The organism is Acidimicrobiales bacterium, assembly GCA_034521975.1.
In the GTDB taxonomy this organism is placed as follows: Bacteria; Actinomycetota; Acidimicrobiia; order Acidimicrobiales; family SKKL01; genus SKKL01.
On the sequence record JAXHLR010000002.1, the window covers coordinates 374,183 to 395,258 of the forward strand.

At 69.6% G+C, this 21,076-nt stretch carries 25 protein-coding genes and 1 tRNA gene; 19 read left to right on the forward strand and 7 right to left on the reverse strand.

What is annotated here, in order from left to right:
• The first annotated feature begins 33 nt into the window (after positions 1-33).
• The 5 genes from U5K29_01980 to U5K29_02000 all read left to right on the forward strand — a co-directional run bounded on the left by U5K29_01980 (position 34) and on the right by U5K29_02000 (position 4,325).
• Positions 34-1,458: a DUF512 domain-containing protein gene (locus U5K29_01980; protein ID MDZ7677302.1), complete on the forward strand. Its 1,425-nt coding sequence runs from the start codon at positions 34-36 to the stop codon at positions 1,456-1,458.
• Positions 1,455-2,816: a ribosome biogenesis GTPase Der gene (gene der, locus U5K29_01985; protein MDZ7677303.1), complete on the forward strand. Its 1,362-nt coding sequence runs from the start codon at positions 1,455-1,457 to the stop codon at positions 2,814-2,816. The genes U5K29_01980 and der overlap by 4 nt, the downstream gene beginning before the upstream one ends.
• A gap of 29 nt (positions 2,817-2,845) precedes the next feature.
• On the forward strand, positions 2,846-3,919 hold the full coding sequence (locus U5K29_01990) for a PP2C family protein-serine/threonine phosphatase (GenBank protein MDZ7677304.1): 1,074 nt from the start codon (positions 2,846-2,848) through the stop codon (positions 3,917-3,919).
• A gap of 11 nt (positions 3,920-3,930) precedes the next feature.
• A complete protein-coding gene (locus U5K29_01995) occupies positions 3,931-4,179 on the forward strand; it encodes a hypothetical protein (protein ID MDZ7677305.1) in 249 nt (82 codons plus the stop codon).
• A gap of 68 nt (positions 4,180-4,247) precedes the next feature.
• Positions 4,248-4,325 (forward strand) — tRNA-Pro (locus tag U5K29_02000).
• Between the two features lie 55 nt (positions 4,326-4,380).
• Here the strand turns inward: U5K29_02000 and U5K29_02005 are convergent.
• Genes U5K29_02005 through U5K29_02025 form a run of 5 tightly spaced genes read right to left on the reverse strand, consistent with a single transcriptional unit; the run spans position 4,381 to position 8,101 of the window.
• On the reverse strand, positions 4,381-5,481 hold the full coding sequence (locus U5K29_02005; GenBank protein MDZ7677306.1) for a glycosyltransferase family 2 protein: 1,101 nt from the start codon (positions 5,479-5,481) through the stop codon (positions 4,381-4,383).
• Positions 5,482-5,510: 29 nt separating this feature from the next.
• Positions 5,511-5,732 (reverse strand): hypothetical protein, encoded by a 222-nt coding sequence (locus tag U5K29_02010; GenBank protein MDZ7677307.1) that lies wholly within the window; start codon positions 5,730-5,732, stop codon positions 5,511-5,513.
• 43 nt (positions 5,733-5,775) lie between these two features.
• The gene (locus U5K29_02015; GenBank protein ID MDZ7677308.1) at positions 5,776-6,657 is read right to left on the reverse strand and encodes a hypothetical protein; all 882 of its coding nucleotides are present in this window, start codon (positions 6,655-6,657) and stop codon (positions 5,776-5,778) included.
• Complete coding sequence (locus U5K29_02020) at positions 6,618-6,890, reverse strand: PqqD family peptide modification chaperone (protein ID MDZ7677309.1); 273 nt, start codon at positions 6,888-6,890, stop codon at positions 6,618-6,620. Before U5K29_02020 ends, U5K29_02015 begins: the two co-directional genes overlap by 40 nt.
• Positions 6,887-8,101: a glycosyltransferase family 4 protein gene (locus U5K29_02025; protein ID MDZ7677310.1), complete on the reverse strand. Its 1,215-nt coding sequence runs from the start codon at positions 8,099-8,101 to the stop codon at positions 6,887-6,889. The genes U5K29_02020 and U5K29_02025 overlap by 4 nt, the downstream gene beginning before the upstream one ends.
• Before the next feature lie 32 nt (positions 8,102-8,133).
• On the opposite strand from U5K29_02025, the gene U5K29_02030 reads away from it, so the two are divergent.
• The 6 genes from U5K29_02030 to U5K29_02055 all read left to right on the forward strand — a co-directional run bounded on the left by U5K29_02030 (position 8,134) and on the right by U5K29_02055 (position 14,385).
• Complete coding sequence (locus U5K29_02030; GenBank protein MDZ7677311.1) at positions 8,134-8,967, forward strand: glycosyltransferase; 834 nt, start codon at positions 8,134-8,136, stop codon at positions 8,965-8,967.
• A gap of 11 nt (positions 8,968-8,978) precedes the next feature.
• Positions 8,979-10,118, forward strand: coding sequence for a glycosyltransferase (locus U5K29_02035; GenBank protein MDZ7677312.1), 1,140 nt, complete (start codon positions 8,979-8,981; stop codon positions 10,116-10,118).
• 72 nt (positions 10,119-10,190) lie between these two features.
• The gene (locus tag U5K29_02040; protein ID MDZ7677313.1) at positions 10,191-11,567 is read left to right on the forward strand and encodes a sodium-dependent transporter; all 1,377 of its coding nucleotides are present in this window, start codon (positions 10,191-10,193) and stop codon (positions 11,565-11,567) included.
• Positions 11,568-11,590: 23 nt separating this feature from the next.
• On the forward strand, positions 11,591-12,088 hold the full coding sequence (locus U5K29_02045) for a hypothetical protein (protein ID MDZ7677314.1): 498 nt from the start codon (positions 11,591-11,593) through the stop codon (positions 12,086-12,088).
• Between the two features lie 84 nt (positions 12,089-12,172).
• Positions 12,173-12,895 carry an SOS response-associated peptidase gene (locus U5K29_02050; GenBank protein ID MDZ7677315.1) on the forward strand — a complete coding sequence of 241 codons (723 nt, stop codon included), beginning with the start codon at positions 12,173-12,175 and terminating at the stop codon, positions 12,893-12,895.
• Entirely contained in the window at positions 12,892-14,385 is a 1,494-nt protein-coding gene (locus tag U5K29_02055; GenBank protein MDZ7677316.1) for a DUF2079 domain-containing protein, read from the forward strand. Before U5K29_02050 ends, U5K29_02055 begins: the two co-directional genes overlap by 4 nt.
• 16 nt (positions 14,386-14,401) lie before the next feature.
• Here U5K29_02055 and U5K29_02060 read toward each other — a convergent pair whose 3' ends face one another.
• Positions 14,402-14,824 carry an HIT family protein gene (locus U5K29_02060; protein ID MDZ7677317.1) on the reverse strand — a complete coding sequence of 141 codons (423 nt, stop codon included), beginning with the start codon at positions 14,822-14,824 and terminating at the stop codon, positions 14,402-14,404.
• Positions 14,825-14,846: 22 nt separating this feature from the next.
• Between U5K29_02060 and U5K29_02065 the strand changes: the two genes are divergently transcribed.
• From U5K29_02065 to U5K29_02090, 6 genes are all read left to right on the forward strand, one after another.
• On the forward strand, positions 14,847-15,452 hold the full coding sequence (locus U5K29_02065; GenBank protein ID MDZ7677318.1) for a CDP-alcohol phosphatidyltransferase family protein: 606 nt from the start codon (positions 14,847-14,849) through the stop codon (positions 15,450-15,452).
• Between the two features lie 83 nt (positions 15,453-15,535).
• Positions 15,536-15,916 carry a glycine cleavage system protein GcvH gene (gene gcvH, locus U5K29_02070; protein ID MDZ7677319.1) on the forward strand — a complete coding sequence of 127 codons (381 nt, stop codon included), beginning with the start codon at positions 15,536-15,538 and terminating at the stop codon, positions 15,914-15,916.
• 3 nt (positions 15,917-15,919) lie between these two features.
• Positions 15,920-16,411: an FHA domain-containing protein gene (locus U5K29_02075; GenBank protein MDZ7677320.1), complete on the forward strand. Its 492-nt coding sequence runs from the start codon at positions 15,920-15,922 to the stop codon at positions 16,409-16,411.
• Complete coding sequence (locus tag U5K29_02080; GenBank protein MDZ7677321.1) at positions 16,408-17,265, forward strand: MerR family DNA-binding transcriptional regulator; 858 nt, start codon at positions 16,408-16,410, stop codon at positions 17,263-17,265. Before U5K29_02075 ends, U5K29_02080 begins: the two co-directional genes overlap by 4 nt.
• A 78-nt stretch (positions 17,266-17,343) precedes the next feature.
• Positions 17,344-17,826: a bifunctional nuclease family protein gene (locus U5K29_02085; protein MDZ7677322.1), complete on the forward strand. Its 483-nt coding sequence runs from the start codon at positions 17,344-17,346 to the stop codon at positions 17,824-17,826.
• Between the two features lie 154 nt (positions 17,827-17,980).
• Positions 17,981-18,490: a MerR family transcriptional regulator gene (locus tag U5K29_02090; protein ID MDZ7677323.1), complete on the forward strand. Its 510-nt coding sequence runs from the start codon at positions 17,981-17,983 to the stop codon at positions 18,488-18,490.
• A gap of 37 nt (positions 18,491-18,527) precedes the next feature.
• Here the strand turns inward: U5K29_02090 and U5K29_02095 are convergent, their stop codons facing one another.
• Positions 18,528-19,292, reverse strand: coding sequence for a class II aldolase/adducin family protein (locus U5K29_02095; protein ID MDZ7677324.1), 765 nt, complete (start codon positions 19,290-19,292; stop codon positions 18,528-18,530).
• A 121-nt stretch (positions 19,293-19,413) separates the two neighbouring features.
• Between U5K29_02095 and U5K29_02100 the strand changes: the two genes are divergently transcribed.
• Positions 19,414-20,007 carry a hypothetical protein gene (locus U5K29_02100; GenBank protein MDZ7677325.1) on the forward strand — a complete coding sequence of 198 codons (594 nt, stop codon included), beginning with the start codon at positions 19,414-19,416 and terminating at the stop codon, positions 20,005-20,007.
• Between the two features lie 97 nt (positions 20,008-20,104).
• Positions 20,105-21,019 (forward strand): alpha/beta hydrolase, encoded by a 915-nt coding sequence (locus U5K29_02105; GenBank protein MDZ7677326.1) that lies wholly within the window; start codon positions 20,105-20,107, stop codon positions 21,017-21,019.
• Positions 21,020-21,076: the final 57 nt, after the last annotated feature.

Consider the following 21,076-nt stretch of genomic DNA (forward strand, 5'->3'; position numbering starts at 1 on the left):
CCGATCGGCGGCGTCGGGCCCTATCCTTGCTGGGTGTCCCGCCCTCGCATCGTCGCGCTCGCCCCGTCCTCCCCGGCTGCTGCTGCGGGTCTGGCCGTCGGCGACGAGATCGCCGCCATCGACGGTGAGGTGCCCCGAGACGTCATCGCCTACCGGCTGTTGGTCGATCGACCCGATCCGGTGCTCGAGATCGACCGCGGCGGACTCATCATCGAGGTGACCGTCGCCAAGCCCGACGGAGCGGCCCTGGGGGCCGAGGTGCACTCGGCACTGTTCGACCAGGTGCGCACCTGCGACAACCACTGCGAGTTCTGCTTCATCTACCAGCTGCCACCGGGAATGAGGAAGAGCCTGTACCTGAAGGACGACGACTACCGGCTGTCGTTCCTGTACGGCAACTTCACCACGCTCACCCGTTTCACCGAGATCGACCTCGAGCGGGTGGTCACCGAGGGACTCTCGCCGTTGCACGTGAGCATTCACGCCACCGACCCCGCCGTTCGGGTCGACATGCTGCGCAACCGGCGTGGGGCCACCAGCCTCCGATGGCTTCGCGCCCTGCTCGATCACGGGATCGAGGTGCACGGCCAGGTGGTGGTCTGTCCAGGGATCAACGACGGCGTCGTGCTCGACGACACACTGGCCGGGGTGCTCGACCAGTACCCGGAGCTGGCCAGCCTGTGCGTGGTGCCACTCGGGGTCAGTCGCCACTCGAACGAGGCCCGCATGCGCCCCCACACCCGGACCGAGGCCGCGACCGTGGTCGACACCGTCGAGGACTGGCAGGAGATCTACCACACGGTGCTGGGGCACCGCCTGGTCTTCGCCGCCGACGAGTACTACCTCCTCGCCGATCGGCCGTTCCCGGAGCCCGACACCTACGAAGGGTTCCCCATGCACGAGGACGGCATCGGCATGGCCCGCACCTTCGAGCTGGAGTTCACCGGGCGTGTCGCCGAACCCACGGGTCCCCAGAGCGGCTTCTTCGCCTGGGTCGACGGTGCTCCCGCCGAGGGCTATCGGGCTCCTCGCACCACCGAGGCGCCCGTGCCATGTGGCTCGAGCTCCGAGACGGGGTTGCGCATCGGGCCCCGTCGGGGGGCGCCGGTGGCACTGCTCACCGGACCGCTCGGCGCACGTGTCCTCGAACCGCTCGTGGCCGGCGCCGGCCGCCACGATGTCCGGGTGGTCGAGGTCGCCAACCGGTACTTCGGCGGCAACATCGGGGTCACCGGGCTGATGGTGGGGGAGGACCTGGCGCGCACGCTGGCCGATCAGCCCTCCGGACACCGGTACCTGTTGCCCGACGTCTGCCTCTCCCAGGGGCGGTTCCTCGATGGCCTGACCCCGGCCGATCTCCCGAGGCCGGTCGAGATCATCGCCACCGACGGCATCGCGCTGCGCGACGCCCTCGACCTGGGCGATCGGTCCCGGTCGCTGTCGGGAGCGAACCGGTGACCGATGATGCGCGACCGGTCGTGGTCATCATCGGCCGGCCGAACGTCGGCAAGTCCACGTTGATGAACCGCATCCTCGGCCGCCGTGAGGCGATCGTCGAGGAGAAACCCGGCGTCACCCGCGACCGCAAGGACGTCGAGGCCGAGTGGCGATCACGTCCGTTCCGGCTCGTCGACACCGGCGGATGGCTGCCGTCGGGCTCGACACTCGAGGCCAAGGTCTCCCAGCAGAGCGAGCGCGCCATCGCCGACGCCGACGCCGTGCTGTTCGTGGTCGACGCCACCGTCGGCATCACCGAAGAGGACAGCCGCGTGGCCGAGCTGCTCCAGCGCGGCACGGTCCCGGTCCTGGTGGCAGCCAACAAGGTGGACGACACCAGCCATGAGGCGGCTGCCTGGGAGCTGATGGGCCTCGGGCTGGGCGAGCCGTGGCCGGTCAGTGCCCTGCACGGACGCGGCACCGGCGATCTCCTCGACGCGCTGGTCGACCAGCTTCCCGAACCCGTCGCCGCGCCAGCCCTCGACGCGCCCGCCGTCGATGAGGCCGGCGGCGGCGGCGCCCGTGGCGGCGACGATCCCGACGCCGAACGCATCTTTGCGGTCTCGATCGTGGGACGACCGAACGTGGGCAAGTCGACCTTGTTCAACCGGCTGATCGGCGACGACCGGTCGATCGTGCACGACCTGCCGGGCACCACCCGGGACGCGGTCGACACCGTGGTCGACACGCCCGACGGCCCGATCCGGTTCGTCGACACCGCGGGCATGCGTCGACGGAGCCGGATCGACGAGGGCACCGAGTACTACTCGTTCGTGAGGGCGCTGAAGGCGGTCGATGCCTCCGACGTGGCTCTGCTGGTGATCGATGCCACCGAGGGCATCACCCACCAGGACCAGCGCCTCGCCGAGCGCATCGATGCCGCCGGGTGCCCGATCGTGGTGCTGTTGAACAAGTGGGAGATCCTCGACGCCGATGGACGCACCGACGTGCTCTACCAGGTCGACCAGCGTCTCCACTTCCTGGGCGACTCGCCGATCCTCAAGGTCAGTGCGCTCACCGGCAAGGGGGTTCACCAGCTGATGCCGACCCTCACCCGCGCCATCACCGACTACCACACGAGGGTGCCCACCAGGCGGGTCAACCAGGTGTTGCGGGCCGCCCAGCAGGCCCAGCCCGCTCCCCACGGTGCACGGGTGCTCTACGCCACCCAGGGCGCGGCCGACCCGCCGACCTTCACGCTGTTCACCAACCGCGAGCTGCACCCCACCTACCTTCGATTCCTCGAGCGCCGACTGCGTGAAGACCTCGAACTCGGGGCCACCCCGATCAAGCTCCGCGTGCGCCGCCGCTCGTCCTGAGCCTCATGGGCGTTATCATCGGGACCCTCATGGAGGATGCCCTGCTGGCGGTCGTCGCGATCGCCGCGTTCTTGGCGGCGGTTATCTGGGGACGGTCCGCGTCCCACCGGTCCCGGGTGCTCCAGCGCGTCCGGCGCAACTCGGTCGACCCCGAGGCCAGGGAGCTGGCCCGGTCCGACTACCGCAAGGACCTCCACACCGCCGGTCTCTACGGCTCCATCGCGCTCGCTGCGGCCGTCGCCTCGTTCCTCGACTCCACACCCGGCGTGGTGTTCGTCCTGTTCCTCGTGCCGATCGGCGTGACCCTCGTCATCGGCCGGGGTTTCATCCCCGACGCCAAGTTGGCGCAGAACCGCCTCGAGCTCGAACGGCGTGCCCAGGAGGTGCTCGACCAGGAGGATTCGGCGCCCCGGCGTTGGGCCGACCGGCTGGCGCCCGAGGATCTGCCCGACGTGACCGGCTTCGACGTCGGCCGGGTCTACCAGGCCGGCACCGGACTGATGGCCGGCGACTTCTACGACCTGTTCCGTGTGGCCAAGACCAGGGTGGCGGCGGTGATCGGCGACGTCACCGGGCACGGGATCGAGCCCTCGATCACCGCGTTCCAGGCCAAGTACCTGCTGCGCACCTTCCTGCGCCAGTACCGCGATCCCGCCCAGGCCATGGAAGAGCTCAACACCCAGATGGCGGCCATGGACCGGGGCGAGGAGTTCATCTCGCTGTGCGTGATCGTCTTCGACACCGAGGCCGGAACGCTGCGCTTCGCCTCGGCCGGACACCCGCCGGCGTGGCTGTGGCACGAGCGGGAGGTCAGCCCCCTGCGGGCGACCGGTCCGTTGCTCATGCTCGATCCCACCGGCACCTACTTCTCGCGCGAGATCCCGATGGTCGAGGGAGACATGGCCGTGCTCTACACCGACGGTCTGGCCGAAGCCCGCAGCGGCGATGCCCTCTTCGGCGAGGACCGGGTGGCGACGATCATCCGCCGCGACCCGGGTGCCGCCCCCGACGTGTTGTGCAAGACCCTGCTCGAATCGGCCAGGGACTTCTCCGACGGACCCATCGAGGACGATGTGGCCATCCTGGCGATACGCCGCGCCTGAGCGGTTCTCACGTGCCCTGGTGCGAGCGGTGTGATCGCTTCCTGAACCCCAACACGATCCACGCCGACGGCACGTGTCCCTCGTGTGGCCGGCCGGTCGACGGGCCTGCGGCACCGGGTCCCTCCGGCACCGTCGGGGTCGACCACGCCGAGTCGGCCAAGGCACCGTGGCACTTCTGGGTCATGGTCGTCGGAGTGGTGGTCTACCTCGGCTGGCGCCTGGTCGAAGGGCTGCTGTGGGTGCTGCGGTCCTGGTTCTGAACGCTCCCTCCGGCGGTCCGTTCATCTGGATCGGGGACCGCTCCGGAGGGGCTAGAGTGACGGGCTCACGGGCTGTGGCGCAGCTTGGTTAGCGCGTCGGTCTGGGGGACCGAAGGTCGTGGGTTCGAATCCCGCCAGCCCGACCAACCACGGGGCGGCTCCACACCGGGGCCGCCTCTCGTGGTGTCCGTGCGCCGGTCCTCAGGACCGCGCGGCGACCGACTCCGCCAGCAGTCGTTTGGTGCGGTACTCGGCGTTGGCCGGATCGAGGGCCTCGGCGGCCGCGAAGTCGGTGGCTGCTCCACGGAGATCGCCCAGCTGGAACCGGGCCATGCCGCGAGCGTGCAGGGCCCAGTCGCCGGTTACCCGCACGTGCACCATGAGCGACCTGGCGGTCGTGTCGGGATCGATGGCGAGCAGCCGGTCGACGCGGTCGATCACTGTCTGGTGGTCCTGGCGGGCGCCGGCGTCGACGGCACCGGCCCACATGACGAGCGGGTTGTCGGCGAACAGCTCATCGGCCTCGGCGACGAGGTCGGGTTCGGGCGCGCCGTCGGCAGCGCACGCCACGATGAGATCGACGAAGCAGAGACAGTCCGGTGGCTGCTGCACGCCGCGGCGGCGCACGATGCCGACGGCGTGACGCCACGCTTCCTTGGCCGCGTCGACCTCGCCGAGCGCGTGCCGGGCCCGACCGAGCTCGTCCCAGAGGTAGGTGCGGTCGGGGTCGTTGCCGATCTGGCGTTCGAGCATGGGGATGTTGCGGTGGTGCTTGGCGGTGAGGTCGCCCTCGTAGCCTTCGTGCAACAGGAGCAGGTCGGCCTCTCCGATGGTGGTGCCCTCGGCGGCGGCCAGTTGGTGGATCGCGGGCACGACCGTCTCGTGGATCACGCCCTCGAAGCGGATCTCGGGACGGTTCCGCCACAACCGGTACTCCCAGGCGGGCGAGAAGTCGGCGCGGGCCCTGAGCCGGAGCCGCATGGCGATGTGGCGGTCGTCGGGGTCGGCGAGCTGGGCCTCGATGTGGTCCCGGCTGGTGGGGGCCAGGCGCTCGTCGGCGTCGATGTAGAGCACCCAGTCGCCGGTGACGTGGTCGAGGCCGAGGTTGCGCGGTGCCGAGAAGCTGTCGTCCCAGGGCCGGTGCAGGACCAGGGCATCAAAGGATTCGGCGATCTGGACTGTGTCGTCGACCGAGCCGGTGTCGACCACGACGATCTCGTCGACGACCGCACGGATCGAGCTGAGGCAGTCGGGGAGGCGTTGTGCTTCGTCGCGGACGATCAGGGCCGCGCTCAGGCGCACGGGGATCTCGAGATCACCGATGAGGTGGGCTAGAAGTCACCGTTCGACTGGCTGGGGCTGCCGTTCGGCTGGTTGGGACTGCCGCCGGTCTGGGCGTACACCGAGTTGATGCCGCTCATGGAGAACGAGGACACGACCGGGGTGGCGAAGGCGGCACCGATGGCGACCCGCTTGACGAAGGTGCGCCGGCTGGGCGGTAGCTGGTCGAACAGCTCCGACGAGCCGTCCGAAGGTGTTGGGGTGTCTGCCATCTCGATCCTCCGGAGTGCTGCCCGCCAGCGTGTGCAACGAAGACTACCGGTGGACCGGTACACCGGCAAGCACCTCGAGCAGCGCCTGCGGGTCGAGACGGTGTCGCCCGCCGATGGCGTGGACGGGCGTGGTGCGCAGGAGCCCGGCGATGTGGCTGGCCACCGCGGCCCTGGTCTCGATCGTCGGGAGGGCCTGGCTCATGAGGAGGGGGAGCGCCGTCGATGTGTCGAGCGCCCGAAGATCGTGGTCCGGTCCGGTGCCGATGATCACGACGGCGTCGAGCGGTCCGGAGCGGGTGTGCCACCCGTGCCCGACCTCGCTGGGGTCGAGCGCCACCACGGGAGGATCCGTTGAGAGCATCGGCGCGTCGACCGCCCAGGAGCGCGCCTCGGGCACGAGGTCGAAGGTGCCGTGCTCGATGTGGAAGCGACGAGGCACAGCGATGGCGACACCACCGGCGAACAGGAAGCTCTCGTCGGCTTCGACCTGGTGACCAGCAGCGAGTGCTGCGACGCTCAGGGTCGTCTTGCCGGACCCGGACGCTCCGATGGCGGCCACCCGCCGATCGCCGATAGTCAGCACCGCGCCGTGGATGCGGAGCCAGCTCTTCAGTGCCGCCAGCTCGAAGGCACGCCGCTGCATCCGTTCGAGGACGATGCCGACCACCTCGTTCGTGCTCGGTGCGGTGGCCAACAGGTCGCCGTTGTCGTGGACGCGGTAGGTGCCGGGCGCGCCGACGACCTCGAGCACACACGTGATCTGCGGATCGAGGTCCTGGACGGCGCCGAGACGGATCGCCTGCAGGGCGTCGCGAGCGGGGGCGTCGTCGACGTGCACCTCGAACCGGTGCCAGAGCAGCTCGACCTCGATGGGTGCAGAACGGGTCAGCGAAGCAGCCCTTCGGTTCGAAGGGTCGCCAGGCACTGCGCAACCTCGTCCAGCGGTGGCGCGTCGAGCTCGAACGCACCGGCCAGGTGGCGGGCCATCTCCGTGTGATCGACCTGGCCGGTGCACAGGAAGAAGATGAGCGATGCCGACGGGTTGAGGTGATGCGCCCGGTCGCCGTCGGGGTCGTAGATGACGAGCCCGTCCGCAGTCTCGAACACCTCGACGTCGCTGCGAGCCTCAGGCAGGGGGCTCGGTGTCTCCTGGCTCAACTTCGTTCCTCTCGTGGGCCGGTGGTCGGTGACCCGGCGCCGGCCTGTCGGACGTGACGGGCTGCCTCGCGCGTGATCACCCCTCGATCGTAGGCCCTCGACGTGAGGAGAGCGGCGGCCGCGACCAGCGGTGCGGTGTGCTCGGGGTCCTCGCATCGTTGGATCGCCGCGGCGAACGATGCCGCGTCGTCGGCCAGCATGGCGTGCACGTCCTCGATCAGGGCGAGGCCATCCACCGCCACGGTGGTCGCGACGACGGGCCGGTGGTGGGCGAACGCCTCCAACACCTTGATCCGGGTGCCGGAGCCGTGAAGGATCGGCACCACGACCACGTCGCATGCCTCGTAGTGCACCGAGACGTCGTCGACGTGACCCCAGGAGCGGACGCCGGCGACGTCGATGCCCGACACCTCGGAGCTCCCGGCACCGACGAGGTCGCAGGTCCACCGGCCGTCCAGTCCGGCCATGACCTCGTCGACGAACCATCGAGCGCCTTCGGCGTTCGGTTCGTAGCCGAAGTTGGCCATCATCAGGAGTCGCCGGTCCCCGGGTGGTGGGGCGATCGGTCTCGACGGGACCGGTGCGGGGTTGGCCACGACGACGACCGGCTGGTCGAGGTCGTGGCGGGCGGTGATCGCTCGGGCGACGCGGTCGCTGGCCGCGAAGCTCGTCGCGGCGCTGGCAAGGATCAGCGCTGCGAGGCGGTGCCAGCCGTCGGCGCTCTCCTCGTCTTCTAGGGATCGAGCGAGGTCCTCGTCGTCGTCGTCGAGGTCGATCAGCAGCGGCAGGTCCAACGCCTCGGCGATCCGGAGAGCGAACATCGCCGTGGTGAGTCGACACGCCAGCACCGCGACGGGGGCGAGAGCGGCCAGATGTGTTGCCAGTGCGTCGGCGTCGGCGAGGGGTGTCCGCGCCACCGGATCGGGCAGCGGGGCCGCGGCTGACAGCCGGTCGCGCCAGCGCTGCGAGCCCAACCACCCCACCAACGTCGAAGGCTGGCGCGGAGACGGGAGCGAGACGTCGTGGCGGTTGGCCACGACGACGTCGGTCCGCACGACGGGTGGCCGTCCGGCCACGGGAACGACGATCAGCTCGACCAGATGGTCCTGGGCGGCGGCGGCGACCATGGTCTCGACCCTCATGGCGAGGCCGTTGCCCGTGCTCGACGGCTCGATGGGTGAGACGACGACGATCGTCGGTAGCGCTGTCATGATGTCGGTGCCATGGAGACCATCCAGCCATCATGACCACCCGCATCGTCCACTTCGTGTTCGGGTTGCGCCAACAGGACGAGCCGTTCCATCTGCTCCACTACCTCGCCATCGAGTCGTGCCGGCGCGTCGTGCAGCCGGACATCATCATGTTGCACCTCGACCAGCTTCCCTATGGCATCTACTGGGACCTGGCCCGCCCCCTGGTCGAGCTGCACCGGATCCAACTGATCCACGCCGTGGAGATGGTCCCCCTCGACGACTTCGTCGCCCGGTACCGCTACGCGCATCACAGCGACGTGGTCCGGCTCGACGTCCTCGCCGAGCACGGCGGGATGTACGCCGACATCGACACGATCTTCGTCCGACCGGTGCGGGACGATCTCTGGCAAGCGGATGCCGTCATCGGCCGGGAGGCCGACGTGGGCGACCCCGAGACCGGCATGGCGGTCGCTTCGTTGTCGAACGCGCTCGTCATGGCACAGCCCGATGCGCCCTTCATCGTCGAGTGGCGAGAACGGATCATCGATGCCATGGACGGCAGCTGGTCGGCACACTCGTGCGGCCTGGCCACGAAGCTGGCCGCCGAGAAGCCAGGCGACATCCACATCGAACCGCAATCGAGCTTCGCTCCCTTCGCCCACACCCCCTCGGGCATGGCGGATCTGCTCGAACGGCCTCTGGTGCCGGCACAGCTCGACGAGACGTTCTCGGTCCATCTCTGCGCCCATCTCTGGTGGGAGCAGGACCGGACCGACTTCGCCCGCTTCTCCGCCGCCGCCGCCACCGAGAACCACATCAGGTCCGCGGCGACACCGCTCGCGGTCGCGGCTCGGCCGTTCCTGCCCGACCACGGGCTGTTCTGAGCGACCCAGCGGTGCATCCGACGATCGACTACTGGGGCCACGGGTACGCGTCGGGATACGGCGTGGCCGCGCAACGCCTCGTCCTCGCCCTGCTCGGGCACGGGTTGGCCGTGCGGTGGACACCGATCGAGTTCGCCGGGACCGATCCCCGCTTCCAGCCATCGAGGCGGGGATCGGTCCCGGATCTCGAACACCACCGCAGGGGGCAGCGCCGGTTCGACGCGTTGGTGCTGCATGCGACACCGGAGATCATCCCCGCGGCACAGCAGTTCCGGGGCGATGCGGCGCTCATCTGCCACACCGTCTGGGAATCCGAGCACATCCAGAGCCACTGGCCGGAGCTGCTGAACCGTTGCGACGGGGTGATCGTCCCCACCGAGTGGAACGCGGAGACGTTCCGTCGTGGCGGCGTCACCGCCCCGATCGAGGTCGTCCCACACGTCGCTCGCCCCGACACGATCGACGAGGTGGCGTGGCTCGACGATCTCGCCGGACGGTTCGTCGTCTACACGGTCGCAGCCTGGTCTCCCCGCAAGGCACCGTGGCTGGCCATGGAGGCGTTCGCTCGTGCGTTCGACCCCGACGACGACACCGTCGCCTTCGTCCTCAAGACCGGGCCCGAGGTGTTTCCCGGACAGGTGGACGTCGACGCACCGTCGGCGGTCGGGGACCGCACGTGGTTCGCCATGGCGAAGGTCATGGGCCGGCTGGGGCCCACCCCCGAGATCCGCATCATCGACCGGTTCCTGACCGAGTCGGAGCTCGGGGGTCTGCACCAGCGCGGGGACTGCTTCCTCGGTCTCTCCCACGGCGAAGGCTGGGATCTGGGCGCGTTCGATGCAGCGATGTCGGGTACCCCGGTGGTCGTCACCGACTGGGGAGCCCCGCCGCTCTACCTCGACCGGGCCTCGTCGTGGCTCGTGCCCGCCAGGTCCGTCCCCACCGGCCTGCGCGACTGGGGTGAGTCCGGGTCCGGCTGGGCCCAGCCGGACCTCGATCGAGCAGTGGCGATGCTTCGCGAGATCCGGGCCGATCCGGCGGCCGCGACCCAGCGTGCGATGCGCCAGGTCGAGCCGTTGCGAACGGAGTACGCCCCGGAGCCCGTCGCCAGGCGGTTCCTCGGCGCCCTCGACCGCCTCCTCGGGCGATAGGCCGGCGCAGCATGTGGGGCACCGGTCCCTACCCGGGTCGGGTGCTGGCGGGTGCCGCTAGGGTCGAGCGCCATGGCACGGGGCGAGTCGGGAGATGCACAGACCGGCAGCGTGCTGTCGGCGATCACCGATGCGGCGCTGTATCCGCGCCCCGTGTGGCGCTCCGAGCGGGCCTACGTGTTCGCCGCCATCGCCGGAGTGGTGGGGCTGGGAAACATCTGGCGGTTCCCCTACATGGCCGGTCAGCATGGGGGCGGCTCGTTCCTCCTCGCCTACCTCGTATGTGTGGTGGTGATCGGTATCCCCCTCGCCGCCCTCGAGAGCGGCGCCGGGAACCTCGCTCGGCGCTCGCCGGTAGGGCTGTTCCGGAGGGCAGCCGGTGGTGCCGGCGCGGTCCTCGGCTGGGCGGTGATCGCGATGACCGTGGCGATCATGAGCTACTACCTGGTGGTCACGGGCTGGACGCTCGGCTATGCCGTCGATGCGTTCCGTGGCGACCTGGTGACCTTCACCGAGTTCACCGAGGGGTACACGTCGTTGTGGCTCTTCCTGCTCGTGGGCTTCGGGGTCTACCGCCTGCTCCTGCGCGATGTCAGCGCCATCGAACGAGCAAGCCTGGTGCTGTTGCCCATGCTGGTGGTCGTCGTCGTGGGGCTGACCGTGTACTCCCAGACCCTCGACGGCGCAGGCGAGGCACGGTCGTTCTACTTCGGCGTCGACGGCGCGGCGCTGGCCGATGCCGCCACCTGGCGGGCCGCGGCCGGTCAGGCCTTCTACTCGATCGGCCTGGGCCAGGGGATCCTCATCGCCTACGGCAGCTTCGTCCCGGCCGGAACCAAGCTGTTGCGCTCGACCGCGATCATCGCGTTGACCAACGCTGGAATCGCGTTCGTCTCGGGCCTGATGGTGTTCGGTATCGTCTTCACCTTCGGCATCGCTCCCGACACCGGCAGCGAGCTGTCGTTCACCGCCTTCCCGCAGGCCTTCGCCGAGGTCAGGGGTGGCGCGTTGCTGGCGATCGCGTTCTTCGTGCTGCTGTTCGTGGCCGCCTTCACCTCGTGCATGGGGGCATCGATCGTGGTGATGTCGACCGTGCGCGATCAGCTCCGGCTCAGCCGGCGCCGTGCCGCCCAGCTCACGGCGGGGACCATCGTGGTCCTCGGTACACCGTCGGCACTGAGCTTCACCGACATGGGCCTGACGGTGGGCGGGCTTCCGGTGCTCGACCGGGTCGATCAGGTCACCGGCTCGGGAGTGATCATCGTGCTCGGTCTGACCGGGGCGGCGGTCCTGGCCTGGCGGTTGCCACGCCGGGCGTTGGTGGCATCGTTCCACACCGATCCGGTTCATCTCGGCCGCCTGACCCACGACCCGAACACGACCATCCGCTGGGCCATGGTGCTTCCCTTCGTCGTCGCGCTGGCCTACGGCATCGCTATGGTGCTGTGAGCATCCGGGAGCTGGGAGAGCCGATGGCCGCCATGCGCGAGATCCGACGAGTCCTGACCACGCTGGCGCAACGACTCCGGGGCCGACCACGCCTCATCGGCGCCGGGGTGAGCGCGGTGGCGGCTGCGGCCACCGCGGTGCTGGCTCGGCGTCATCAGCGGGGAGCGGAGGTGACGCTGCCCCGCCCGGGTGAGCTCGCGGCCACGACCGCCGATTCGGTGCACAACGCGGCGAAGGGTTCGATGATCTCGAGTGTCCGCCAGGCCCACCTGGTCGACGAGGCCGTGATCGAGTCGGCGGGGCGCGCTGCGGTGGTCGATGCGGCCGCGGCGGGGGCCGACGTCACCGCCGCCGCGATCGGGGTGGTGGAAGGTGCCCTCGAGGTCGCGCATCTGATGGACGGGACGCGGGATGCGGCCGCTCGGATCGCGGCGAAGAGCGCAGCCGATGCCGCCGCGGAACACGGCACCGCGGCGGGCGCCAGGGTTCGCGACGTGCTGGCCCCCTACCTCGGCGGCTGACCACGGGCCCGGCGCGACCCCTCTCACCAGGCGTGGCGCAGGACTCACCCACCGGGGCCACGGCGACCGATAGCGTCGCGCAGCATGTGCGGACGGTACGTGTCCTCGACCCCGGCCGATCAGCTGGCGAGCTACTTCGGCGCGACCCTCACCGCCGAGGAGCTGCTCGATCCCGAGTACAACGTTGCACCCACCCGTGCGGTCTGGACCGTCTTCGCCGACGGCGAGGCTCGACGGCTCGACCTCGCCCGGTGGGGACTGGTTCCTTTCTGGGCGAAGGATCTCAGCATCGGCAACCGCATGATCAACGCTCGCGCCGAGACGGTGGCCGAGAAGAACGCGTTCAAGAAGGCCTTCCGTCGCCAGCGCTGCATCGTTCCCGCCGACGGCTTCTACGAGTGGACCCGTCCCGAAGGCCAGAAGAAGAAGCAACCGTGGTTCGTCCACCGCCCCGACGGCGAACCCTTCGCCTTCGCCGGGCTGTGGGAGACCTGGCGCGGCCCCGACCGCGAGGACGAGCCCCTTCGCACGTGCACGATCCTCACCGGCCCGGCCAACGAGAAGATGGCCGAGATCCACGACCGCATGCCGGTGATGCTCGCACCCGACGCCTGGTCGACCTGGCTCGACCCACAGGTGGACGACCCCGATCTCCTCGGTCGGTTCCTGGTCCCGGCCCCACCCCAGCTGATCTCGTTCCATCCGGTCAGCACCGAGGTGAACAACACCCGGAACCACGGCGCGCATCTGGTCGAGCCGGTCGCGATCGGCGACGAGCCCCGAGATGACGAGGCCACGGGCGGGTGATCCCCACCAAGGCGCTTCGGCGCAAGCTCGACTACCAGCTGCTGCGCTGGCAGGCTCGCCTCGACGGTGCGTGGGCCGACCGGGTGCTGCCGATCAGTGCCGCGATCGGTCTGTTCGTGGTCCTGGTGGCGCTGTCCCTGGCCCAGGCCCGGAACCTGGGCAACGGGGCCGAGCTCGCCCGGTGGGTCCAGGGAGCCTTCTACCTCACCAGCGGTCACGACCCCGAGCTCACCCTCACCGGCACGAATCTCTTCGAGCGTGAGGGGGCGTTCGGCTACGCGCTGTTGGCCCAGGGCACCCACGTCGTGGCCGCCATCCCCTTCCTGTTGGTGGTGCAGTCGGCGGCGCTGGCCCTCGGCACCATCCCCATCTGGCGCCTGTGCCGCAAGGTGTGCAGTCTCCGAGCGGGTGCTGCCGGCGCAGCGGTGACCGCCTATGCCCTCTATCCGCCGATGCACCAGCTCAACCTCGCCGACTTCCATCCCGAGGTGCTGGCGGTTCCGCTCCTGCTCGCGGGGGCCTACGCCGGGTTCCGTGGCCACTGGTGGTGGGCGACGCTCTTCTGTGTGGCCGCGGTCTCGATGCGGGCCGATCTGGGGCTGGTGGTGGCCGCCATCGGGGTGGTCCTGATCATCGACACCCGCACCCGGCAGGCACCACGGTTCATCCTCGGGGGAGTGGTGTGGACCCTCGTCTCGATCCTGTTGATCCAACCCGCGTTCGGCGACGGCTCGTTCGTGCACGCCGAGGCCTTCGCTCCCTACGGCACCACGCTCCCCGACGTGATGTGGGGGATGCTCACCGATCCGCTCGGCGTCGCGGCCGATCTCGTGGAGCGAGCGAACTTCGCCGCCCTGGTGGCGGTGTTCGCTCCGGTGGCCTTCCTGCCGCTGCTCGCTCCCCGGTACCTGCTCCCGATCGCGCCGGTCGTCGCCACCATCTTCGTGGCCGATGTCGCCACGACCGGTCCCGAGGGTGCGGCCAATCTGGTGCCACTGCTGGTGTTCGTGTTCCTGGCGCTGCCGTTCGCGCTCGCCCGTCTGGGCCGGCGCAACATCGAGCGCATCACCGTCGACCGGCGCCTCCTTGGAGCGCTCACCCTGGCGGCCGCGGTGTTCTTCATCCACGACGCGCCCGCGTCGCCCTACCACGAACCATGGGGGTGGGGCGGCCGCAGCCTGGCCGATCAGGCCCGCCTCGACGCCATCGAGATCGTCGAGTCCGACGATCGGGTGCGGGCCACCAGACCTGCGCTGGCCGATCTCGCGTCGCGCGAGGTGCTGGTGGTGGCCGAGGACCGGGCCGACATCGGCGGTCGAGAGCTCACTGCCGGGGTTGATGCGCTGCTGCTCGACGAGACCGTCACCGGTGCCTGGAACCAGTTCCGCCTGCGGGGGGTGGTGCGGGCGGTCGAGGAGCAGGGCTTCGAGCTCACCTACCAACGACACGGGGTGCGGCTCTTCCTCCGTTCGGAGCGTGCCGACCCCTGATGGGGGTGATCGGAGATCAGTCGGCCACGTGGGCGGCGCCGGCGGCACGCAGTTCGGTGCGGATCCGTTCGGCGGCCGCGTCCATGTCCTCCCCGCTGGCGTCGGTGTCGGCGTTGGCGAAGTCCAGGTCGTGCACGCCACGGATCGGCACCAGGTGGATGTGGGTGTGGGGCACCTCGAGCCCGGCCAGCATGAGCCCCACCTTGGCCGGCTCGAAGGCCCGCTGGATCGCCTGGCCGATCGTCTGGGACACGCCCATCAGGTGGGTGGCCGTGGTCGGGTCGAGATCGATCCAGTGGTCGACCTCGACGATGGGAACCACGAGGGTGTGGCCGGGTTGCAGCGGGGCGATCGACATGAACGCCACGCACGTGTCGTCGCGCCAGACGAATCGTCCCGGGAGCTCGCCTTCGATGATGCGGGTGAAGATGGTGGCCATGCCCAGATCGTAGAGTGGCGCCGTGCCGAAGTCGTCCGATGATTCCGATGCCGGTCTGCTCACGGTCCCCAACCTCGTGTCGGTGGGCCGGCTCGGCTGCGTACCGGTCTTTCTGTGGCTGCTGTTCGGGCTCGACGCTCCCCTGGCCGCGGGAGTGCTCCTGGCCTTCCTCGGTGTCACCGACTGGGTCGACGGATACATCGCGCGACGGTTCGGCCAGGTCTCCGAGATCGGCAAGATCCTCGACCCCACCGCCGATCGGATCATGTTGCTCGTGGCGGTGCTGGCCATCGCGGTCGCGGGCCACGTTCCCTGGTGGTTCGCGGGGCTCACCCTCGCCCGCGAGGGCGTGGTGTCGGTCCTGGCCCTGGCCCTGGGGGCGCTCGGTGCCCGACGGATCGACGTCACCTGGTGGGGCAAGACCGGCACGTTCCTGTTGATGATCAGCTTCCCGCTCTTCCTCGTCTCCGGTGCTGACTGGTCCCTGGCCGATGCCTCGTGGTGGCTGGCGTGGGCGTGCGGTGCGCCTGGCCTGGCGATCGCCTACTACGCGGCGTGGGGCTATCTGCCCGCGGCGAGGAGCGCGCTGTCGGAGGGTCGCGCCGCTCGCCGCGGCCAGCCGAGCTGAGCCAAACCTCAACCTCTGGTCGAGGTTGGGACGTTGCTCGGCGCCGGTCGCCAGGCGCCTCGATGTCTTGTAGCGTTTCGTCGATGAACATCCCCGACGATCTCCGGTACTCGACAGATCACGAATGGGTGCGCGTCGAAGACGGCCGGCTCCGGCTCGGCATCACCGACTACGCCCAGGACGCCCTGGGCGACGTCGTCTTCGTCGAGCTCCCTGATACGGGACGCAGCGTCACCGCCGGCGAGTCGTTCAGCGAGGTCGAGTCGACCAAGTCGGTGTCCGACATCTATGCACCCGTGGCCGGCACCATCGCCGAGGTCAACGCCGACTTGGGCGACCACCCCGAGCGGCTCAACGACGACCCGTACGGCGACGGGTGGATCGCGGTGATCGAACCGGCCGATCCCGCCGCGGTCGACGACCTGCTCGACGCCGCTGCCTATCGTTCGCTCGTCGAGGGCTGAGCGGTGTCCGACGTCGTGTGCGGAGCCTGCGGGCACCCGAACCCGTTGGGAGCGAACTACTGCTCCTCGTGCGGGTCGCCCCTCACCGATCGCGACGACGAGCACAGCACCGAGGCGATCCCGGTCGACGAGTTCCCACCGGTCGACGAGGAGCACGTCTTCGACGAGGCCGAGATCGAGCCGGGCACCGGCATGTTGTTGGTCAGGCGGGGGCCCAACGCCGGCTCGCGCTATGTGCTCGATCATCCGGTGACCAGCCTCGGTCGGCATCCGGACAGCCGTGTGTTCCTCGACGATGTCACCGTGTCGCGTCGTCACGCCGAGATCCGCCGCACCAGCGATGGCTACGAGGTCGTCGACGTCGGCTCGCTCAACGGCACCTACCTCAACCGTGAACGGGTCGACCGGGGGCCCTTGCACGATGGCGATCTCATCCAGGTGGGCAAGTTCAAGCTGATGTTCGTCGCCAGTGACACAGGAAGCCGCGACGAGTGAGCGAAGCAGCCGACGCCAATCGGGGCCACCTGTCGATCGGCGAGGTGCTGAGTCTGCTCCAGGACGAGTTCCCGGACATCACGATCTCCAAGATCCGCTTCCTCGAGAGTCAGGGACTCATCGATCCCGAGCGGACCCCGTCTGGCTATCGCAAGTTCTACGAGGCCGACATCGCTCGCCTGCGGTGGATCCTGGTGCAACAGCGCGAGAACTTCTTGCCGCTCAAGGTGATCAAGGAGCGACTCGAGCGCGGCGAGCTCGACGAGGTCTCCGACGGTGCCGGTCACGTCGGCTCCCCGGATCCTCCCGCGAACACCGAGCTCGACCTGCCTGCACCCACTGGCAGCGGCACCGGGGGCGGGACCAACTCCGCATCGGGGACCGACGCGGCCGATTCCGACCGTGGACGCGGTGCAGCCCGAGCCGCCCGCGACGCGGTCCGCACCGCTCCACTCGATCCGGGGTCGGCATCGGTCGCCCTCAGTCGCGACGAGCTGGCCGAAGCGGCGGGCATCAGCCCGGCCGAGGTCGCCGACCTCGAGCGCTTCGGCCTGTTGTCGGGGCGCACCATCGGCCCCACCGTGCTCTATGACGAGTCGGCGTTGGGGGTGGCCCGGCTGGCTGCCGGGTTCTTCCGCCACGGCGTCGAGGGTCGTCACCTGCGGATGTACAAGGTGGCTGCCGAGCGCGAGGCATCGTTCTTCCAGCAGGTGGTGATGCCGCTGCTGAAGCAGCGGCACCCGTCGTCCCGCCAACAGGCGGTCGAGACCCTGGGTGAGCTGGCCGAGCTGGGGGAGGGCCTGCGTGCGGCCATGTTGCACCACGCGCTCCGCGAGTACCTGGGTAGTCCCTGACCGCTCCCGCTCGGACCGGCGGGCGCGATTCGCGGCGAAACGAGTGAAGACCGGCCGCCATCGGGATAGGGTCGAGTCATGGTGGAGATGGAGCTGATCGGCGTTCGAGTCGAAGTCCCTTCGAACCAACCCATGGTCGTGCTCCGCGAGACCGAGGGGCAGCAGCGCATGCTCTCCATCTGGATCGGCGGGCCCGAGGCCACCGCCATCGCGGTCGCCCTCGAAGGGCTCGAGCCGCGGCGTCCGCTCACCCACGACCTGTTGAAGATCGTGCTCGACGAGATGGGAGCCACCCTCGTGCAGGTGGTCGTCACCGAGCTGCGCGACAGCGTGTTCTACGCCGACCTGCACCTGAGCCTGGCCGAAGGCACCCGTGTCATCTCGGCCAGGCCATCCGACGCCATCGCGCTCGCGGTCCGCACGGCCACACCGATCCACGCCGAGGAAGCGGTGCTCGACGAGGCCGGGTTCGTCGAGGCCGAGCCCGAAGAGCCCGAGGACGTGGTGGAGCAGTTCCGTGAGTTCATCGACAGCGTCGACCCCGGCGACTTCGCGTCCTGAGCCGCGACTTCGGCCGATCCCGGTGGGCATTGACGGGTGAGCGGGGCCGTCGTACGCTCGGTTCGGCTGACACCGGCGTAATTTCGCCGGTGTCGAACATCTGTGCCACCGAGGAAGCCAGCGCCTGGCACCACATCCCGACGGGGAGCTCACCATGACCCAGTCCGCCCGAGACAGTGCTGTCGCCCACGGGTTCAGCGGCCGCAAGGCCGCCGAGGTCGTCGGCATCACCTATCGCCAGCTCGACTACTGGGCCCGCACCGACCTGGTGCGGCCCTCGCTGGCCGACGCCAACGGCAGCGGCAGCCGCCGCCAGTACTCCTACCGCGACCTGCTCGAGCTGAAGGTGATCAAGAGCCTGCTCGACGCCGGCATCCGTCTCGAGTCGGTGCGTGAGGCCTTCACCTTCTTGCGCGAGCACCTCGGCGAGGACATCGTCACCGCCAACCTGGTCATCCGTGGCTCCAGCGTGCTGGTCCGCAGCGACGAGGAGATCCTCGACGTGTTGCGCCAGGGACAGGGCGTGCTCAACATCTTGCCCCTCGGCAGCGTCAAGGACGAGGTCGACTCCGCGATCGTCGAACTTCGCCCGTCGGTCGCTGCGACCGAGCCCGATGTGGCCACGACCTTGCCGGTCGGGCGCGCGGTCGGCGACGAGCGCTAGAGGCCGGAGCGCACCGGGTTAGTCGAAGAGGTCGGGCTCAGTCGAAGAGGTCGGGTTCGGCCTTGGCGATCCACTGGTAGAGGGGCTGGAAGCTGAACCAGCCCGCGCCCTCGGTGCCCACCTGGGTTCGGGTGAGTGCAGCCGACTCGTCGTCGATCGACACCGGCGTCCCGGCTGCCTCGGCCAGCAACTGGGCCTGACAGGTGCGTTCCATGGTGATGAACCACCACGCGGCCTCGTCGACCGACGTGCCGACGGTGAGGTTGCCGTGGTTGCGGAGGATGGCGGCCTTCTTGTCGCCGAGTGCGTGGGCGATGCGCTTGCCTTCCTCGGTGTCGAGCACCACCCCGGTGAAGTCGTCGAAGAGCACGTGGTCGTCGTAGAAGGCGCACGAGTCCTGGGTGATGGGGTCGAGGGTGCGACCAAGGGAGGACCAGGCCTTGCCGTGCACCGAGTGGGCGTGGGCGGCGGCGACGACGTCGGGTCGGGCGGCGTGGACCTGGGAGTGGATCGCGAACGCGGCGCGGTTCACGTGGTACTCGCCTTCGACGACCTCGCCGTCGTGATCGACACAGATCAGGTCCGACACGCGGATGTGGCTGAAGCTCATGCCGAACGGGTTCACCCAGAATCGATCGGGGTGCTCGGGGTCTCGGGCGGTGATGTGTCCGGCGACGCCTTCGGAGAAGCCGAACCGGCCGAAGAGGCGGAACGAGGCGGCGAGCCGCTGCTTGAGGTGCAGGCGCTCCTCGGCGGGGTTCTCGAAGGTCGGACGGGGGAACGGGAGCCGGAGCTCGGCCATCGGGCACCTCCTGGTGATCGCCTGCACAGGATACAGGTGGGCCCCATCCGATCGCAGCCCGGGTGGTTGACTCTGCCGGCGCGGGGGTAGACCGACACCGTCGACGGCAATGGGAGGTCAAATGGGAGCGATCCGCAAGACCATGTCGGTGGTGACCTTGGGTGTGGTGCCGTTCCGGTCGAAGAAGGAGCGGCTCCAACAGGCCGAGACCGCATCGCGGCTCGCGGAGCTGGAGCTCGAGAAGGAGCAGCAGGCCCGCATCGACGCGGACCAGCGGGTCGCGGCCGCCGACCAGCGCGCCCGCGATGCCGAGGGGCGCCTGTTGAAGGAGGCCAAGGCGGCTGCCTCGCGACGTCGCCGGCGCCGCTCGGAACCTGCGGGAGGCGTTCGGGTCGGGATCGGACGCTTCCGCCGGCGGGCTGGCACCGTGGCGGCCCGGTCGCGCGACGAGGTCGAGGCGACGACCAAGGCCGCCCGCAAGGAGTTCGCGCGGGCGTCGAAGGCCGCCCGCAAGGACGCCAAGCGGCTCGCTGCGGCGGCCAAGAAGGACAAGCCCTCGACGACGGTCCGGACCCGGCGAGCTGCCCGCAAGGCCGCCAAGGCGGCCAAGGCCGAGGCCAAGGCGACCAAGAAGAAGGCCAAGGCCACGGGCAAGAAGCTGCGCAAGGGGATCGAGGCCACCGCCGACCGTGCCCAGGAGCTCGCCGGCGACTGAGCTCGCCGGCAGCCCACGCACGGCTCACCGCCGGCTGGGTGTGGGCTTGTCGCGAGGGACCCGACGCGTGCCATGCTGCCCGGCGGGGGTGATCACCATGGCCTCGACCGACCCGACCGCCGACGACTTCGAGTACGACGAGTTCGCCTACTTCCACGAGAACGCCGAGGAGGTGGGGCTGGCCTGGAGCGGTCCACCGGCGGTGGAGCGCGTGGAGATCCCCGTCGCCGGCGATCGCTGCGTGAGCGCGCTGCGGTGGGGGACCGAGCCCATCGAGGTGGTGCTGCTCCACGGCACGGCCCAGAACGCCCACACCTGGGACACCGTCTTGTTGGCCCTCGGCCGACCGGCGCTGGCCATCGACCTTCCCGGACACGGCCATTCGGGTTGGCGCGACGACTTCGGGTACCGACCTCACCAGCTCGCCGACGACGTCGTCGCCGCCATCGAGGCGCTCGTCGACGAACCGGTGCTCCTCGTCGGCATGTCGCTGGGGGGTGCGGTGGCCAACGCGGTGGCTGCTCGTCGACCGGATCTCGTGGGTCGCATCGCCGCTGTCGACATCACCCCGAATCCTCGTGCTGAGGACGCCAAGGACATCCACGACTTCATCTCGGGGCCCCAGACGTTCGCGAGCTTCGCCGAGATCCTCGACCGCACCGTGCAGTACAACCCGACCCGGTCGGTCGCCTCGCTGCGCCGCGGGATCCTCCACAACGCCAGACGGAATCCCGACGGATCCTGGCAGTGGCGCTACGACCGGCGTGATCGCTCTGGTGCGCCGACGGTGGAGGCACCCGACCAGTGGGACGAGCTGAGCGGCATCGCCGCGCCGTACCTGCTGGTCCGTGGTGGTGCCAAGGGTTCGATGGTGCGCGACGAGGGTGTCGAGGAGCTGACCCGGCGCCTGCCGGGGGCGAGCGTGGTCACCGTCGAGGGGGCGGGTCACTCGGTGCAGGGCGACCGGCCGCTCGAGCTCGCCGCCATCCTCGAGGAGTTCGGCTTCGGCTAGGTTCGGCAAATAGGTGAGATCCGGGGTGGGCAGGATCTGTTGCCTATGTTGTCGAAC

What these genes read in the sequence shown, in the direction of transcription:
- U5K29_02030 (MDZ7677311.1), top strand. Translation starts at nt 8,134, where the DNA reads ATGACCACCCGCATCGTCCACTTCGTGTTCGGGTTGCGCCAACAGGAC.
- U5K29_02060 (MDZ7677317.1), bottom strand. Translation starts at nt 14,824, where the DNA reads ATGGCCACCATCTTCACCCGCATCATCGAAGGCGAGCTCCCGGGACGA.
- U5K29_02100 (MDZ7677325.1), top strand. Translation starts at nt 19,414, where the DNA reads ATGGGAGCGATCCGCAAGACCATGTCGGTGGTGACCTTGGGTGTGGTG.
- U5K29_02085 (MDZ7677322.1), top strand. Translation starts at nt 17,344, where the DNA reads ATGGTGGAGATGGAGCTGATCGGCGTTCGAGTCGAAGTCCCTTCGAAC.
- U5K29_02045 (MDZ7677314.1), top strand. Translation starts at nt 11,591, where the DNA reads ATGGCCGCCATGCGCGAGATCCGACGAGTCCTGACCACGCTGGCGCAA.
- U5K29_02025 (MDZ7677310.1), bottom strand. Translation starts at nt 8,101, where the DNA reads ATGACAGCGCTACCGACGATCGTCGTCGTCTCACCCATCGAGCCGTCG.
- U5K29_02090 (MDZ7677323.1), top strand. Translation starts at nt 17,981, where the DNA reads ATGACCCAGTCCGCCCGAGACAGTGCTGTCGCCCACGGGTTCAGCGGC.
- gcvH (MDZ7677319.1), top strand. Translation starts at nt 15,536, where the DNA reads ATGAACATCCCCGACGATCTCCGGTACTCGACAGATCACGAATGGGTG.
- U5K29_02040 (MDZ7677313.1), top strand. Translation starts at nt 10,191, where the DNA reads ATGGCACGGGGCGAGTCGGGAGATGCACAGACCGGCAGCGTGCTGTCG.
- U5K29_02105 (MDZ7677326.1), top strand. Translation starts at nt 20,105, where the DNA reads ATGGCCTCGACCGACCCGACCGCCGACGACTTCGAGTACGACGAGTTC.
- U5K29_02010 (MDZ7677307.1), bottom strand. Translation starts at nt 5,732, where the DNA reads ATGGCAGACACCCCAACACCTTCGGACGGCTCGTCGGAGCTGTTCGAC.
- U5K29_02095 (MDZ7677324.1), bottom strand. Translation starts at nt 19,292, where the DNA reads ATGGCCGAGCTCCGGCTCCCGTTCCCCCGTCCGACCTTCGAGAACCCC.
- U5K29_01990 (MDZ7677304.1), top strand. Translation starts at nt 2,846, where the DNA reads ATGGAGGATGCCCTGCTGGCGGTCGTCGCGATCGCCGCGTTCTTGGCG.
- U5K29_02050 (MDZ7677315.1), top strand. Translation starts at nt 12,173, where the DNA reads ATGTGCGGACGGTACGTGTCCTCGACCCCGGCCGATCAGCTGGCGAGC.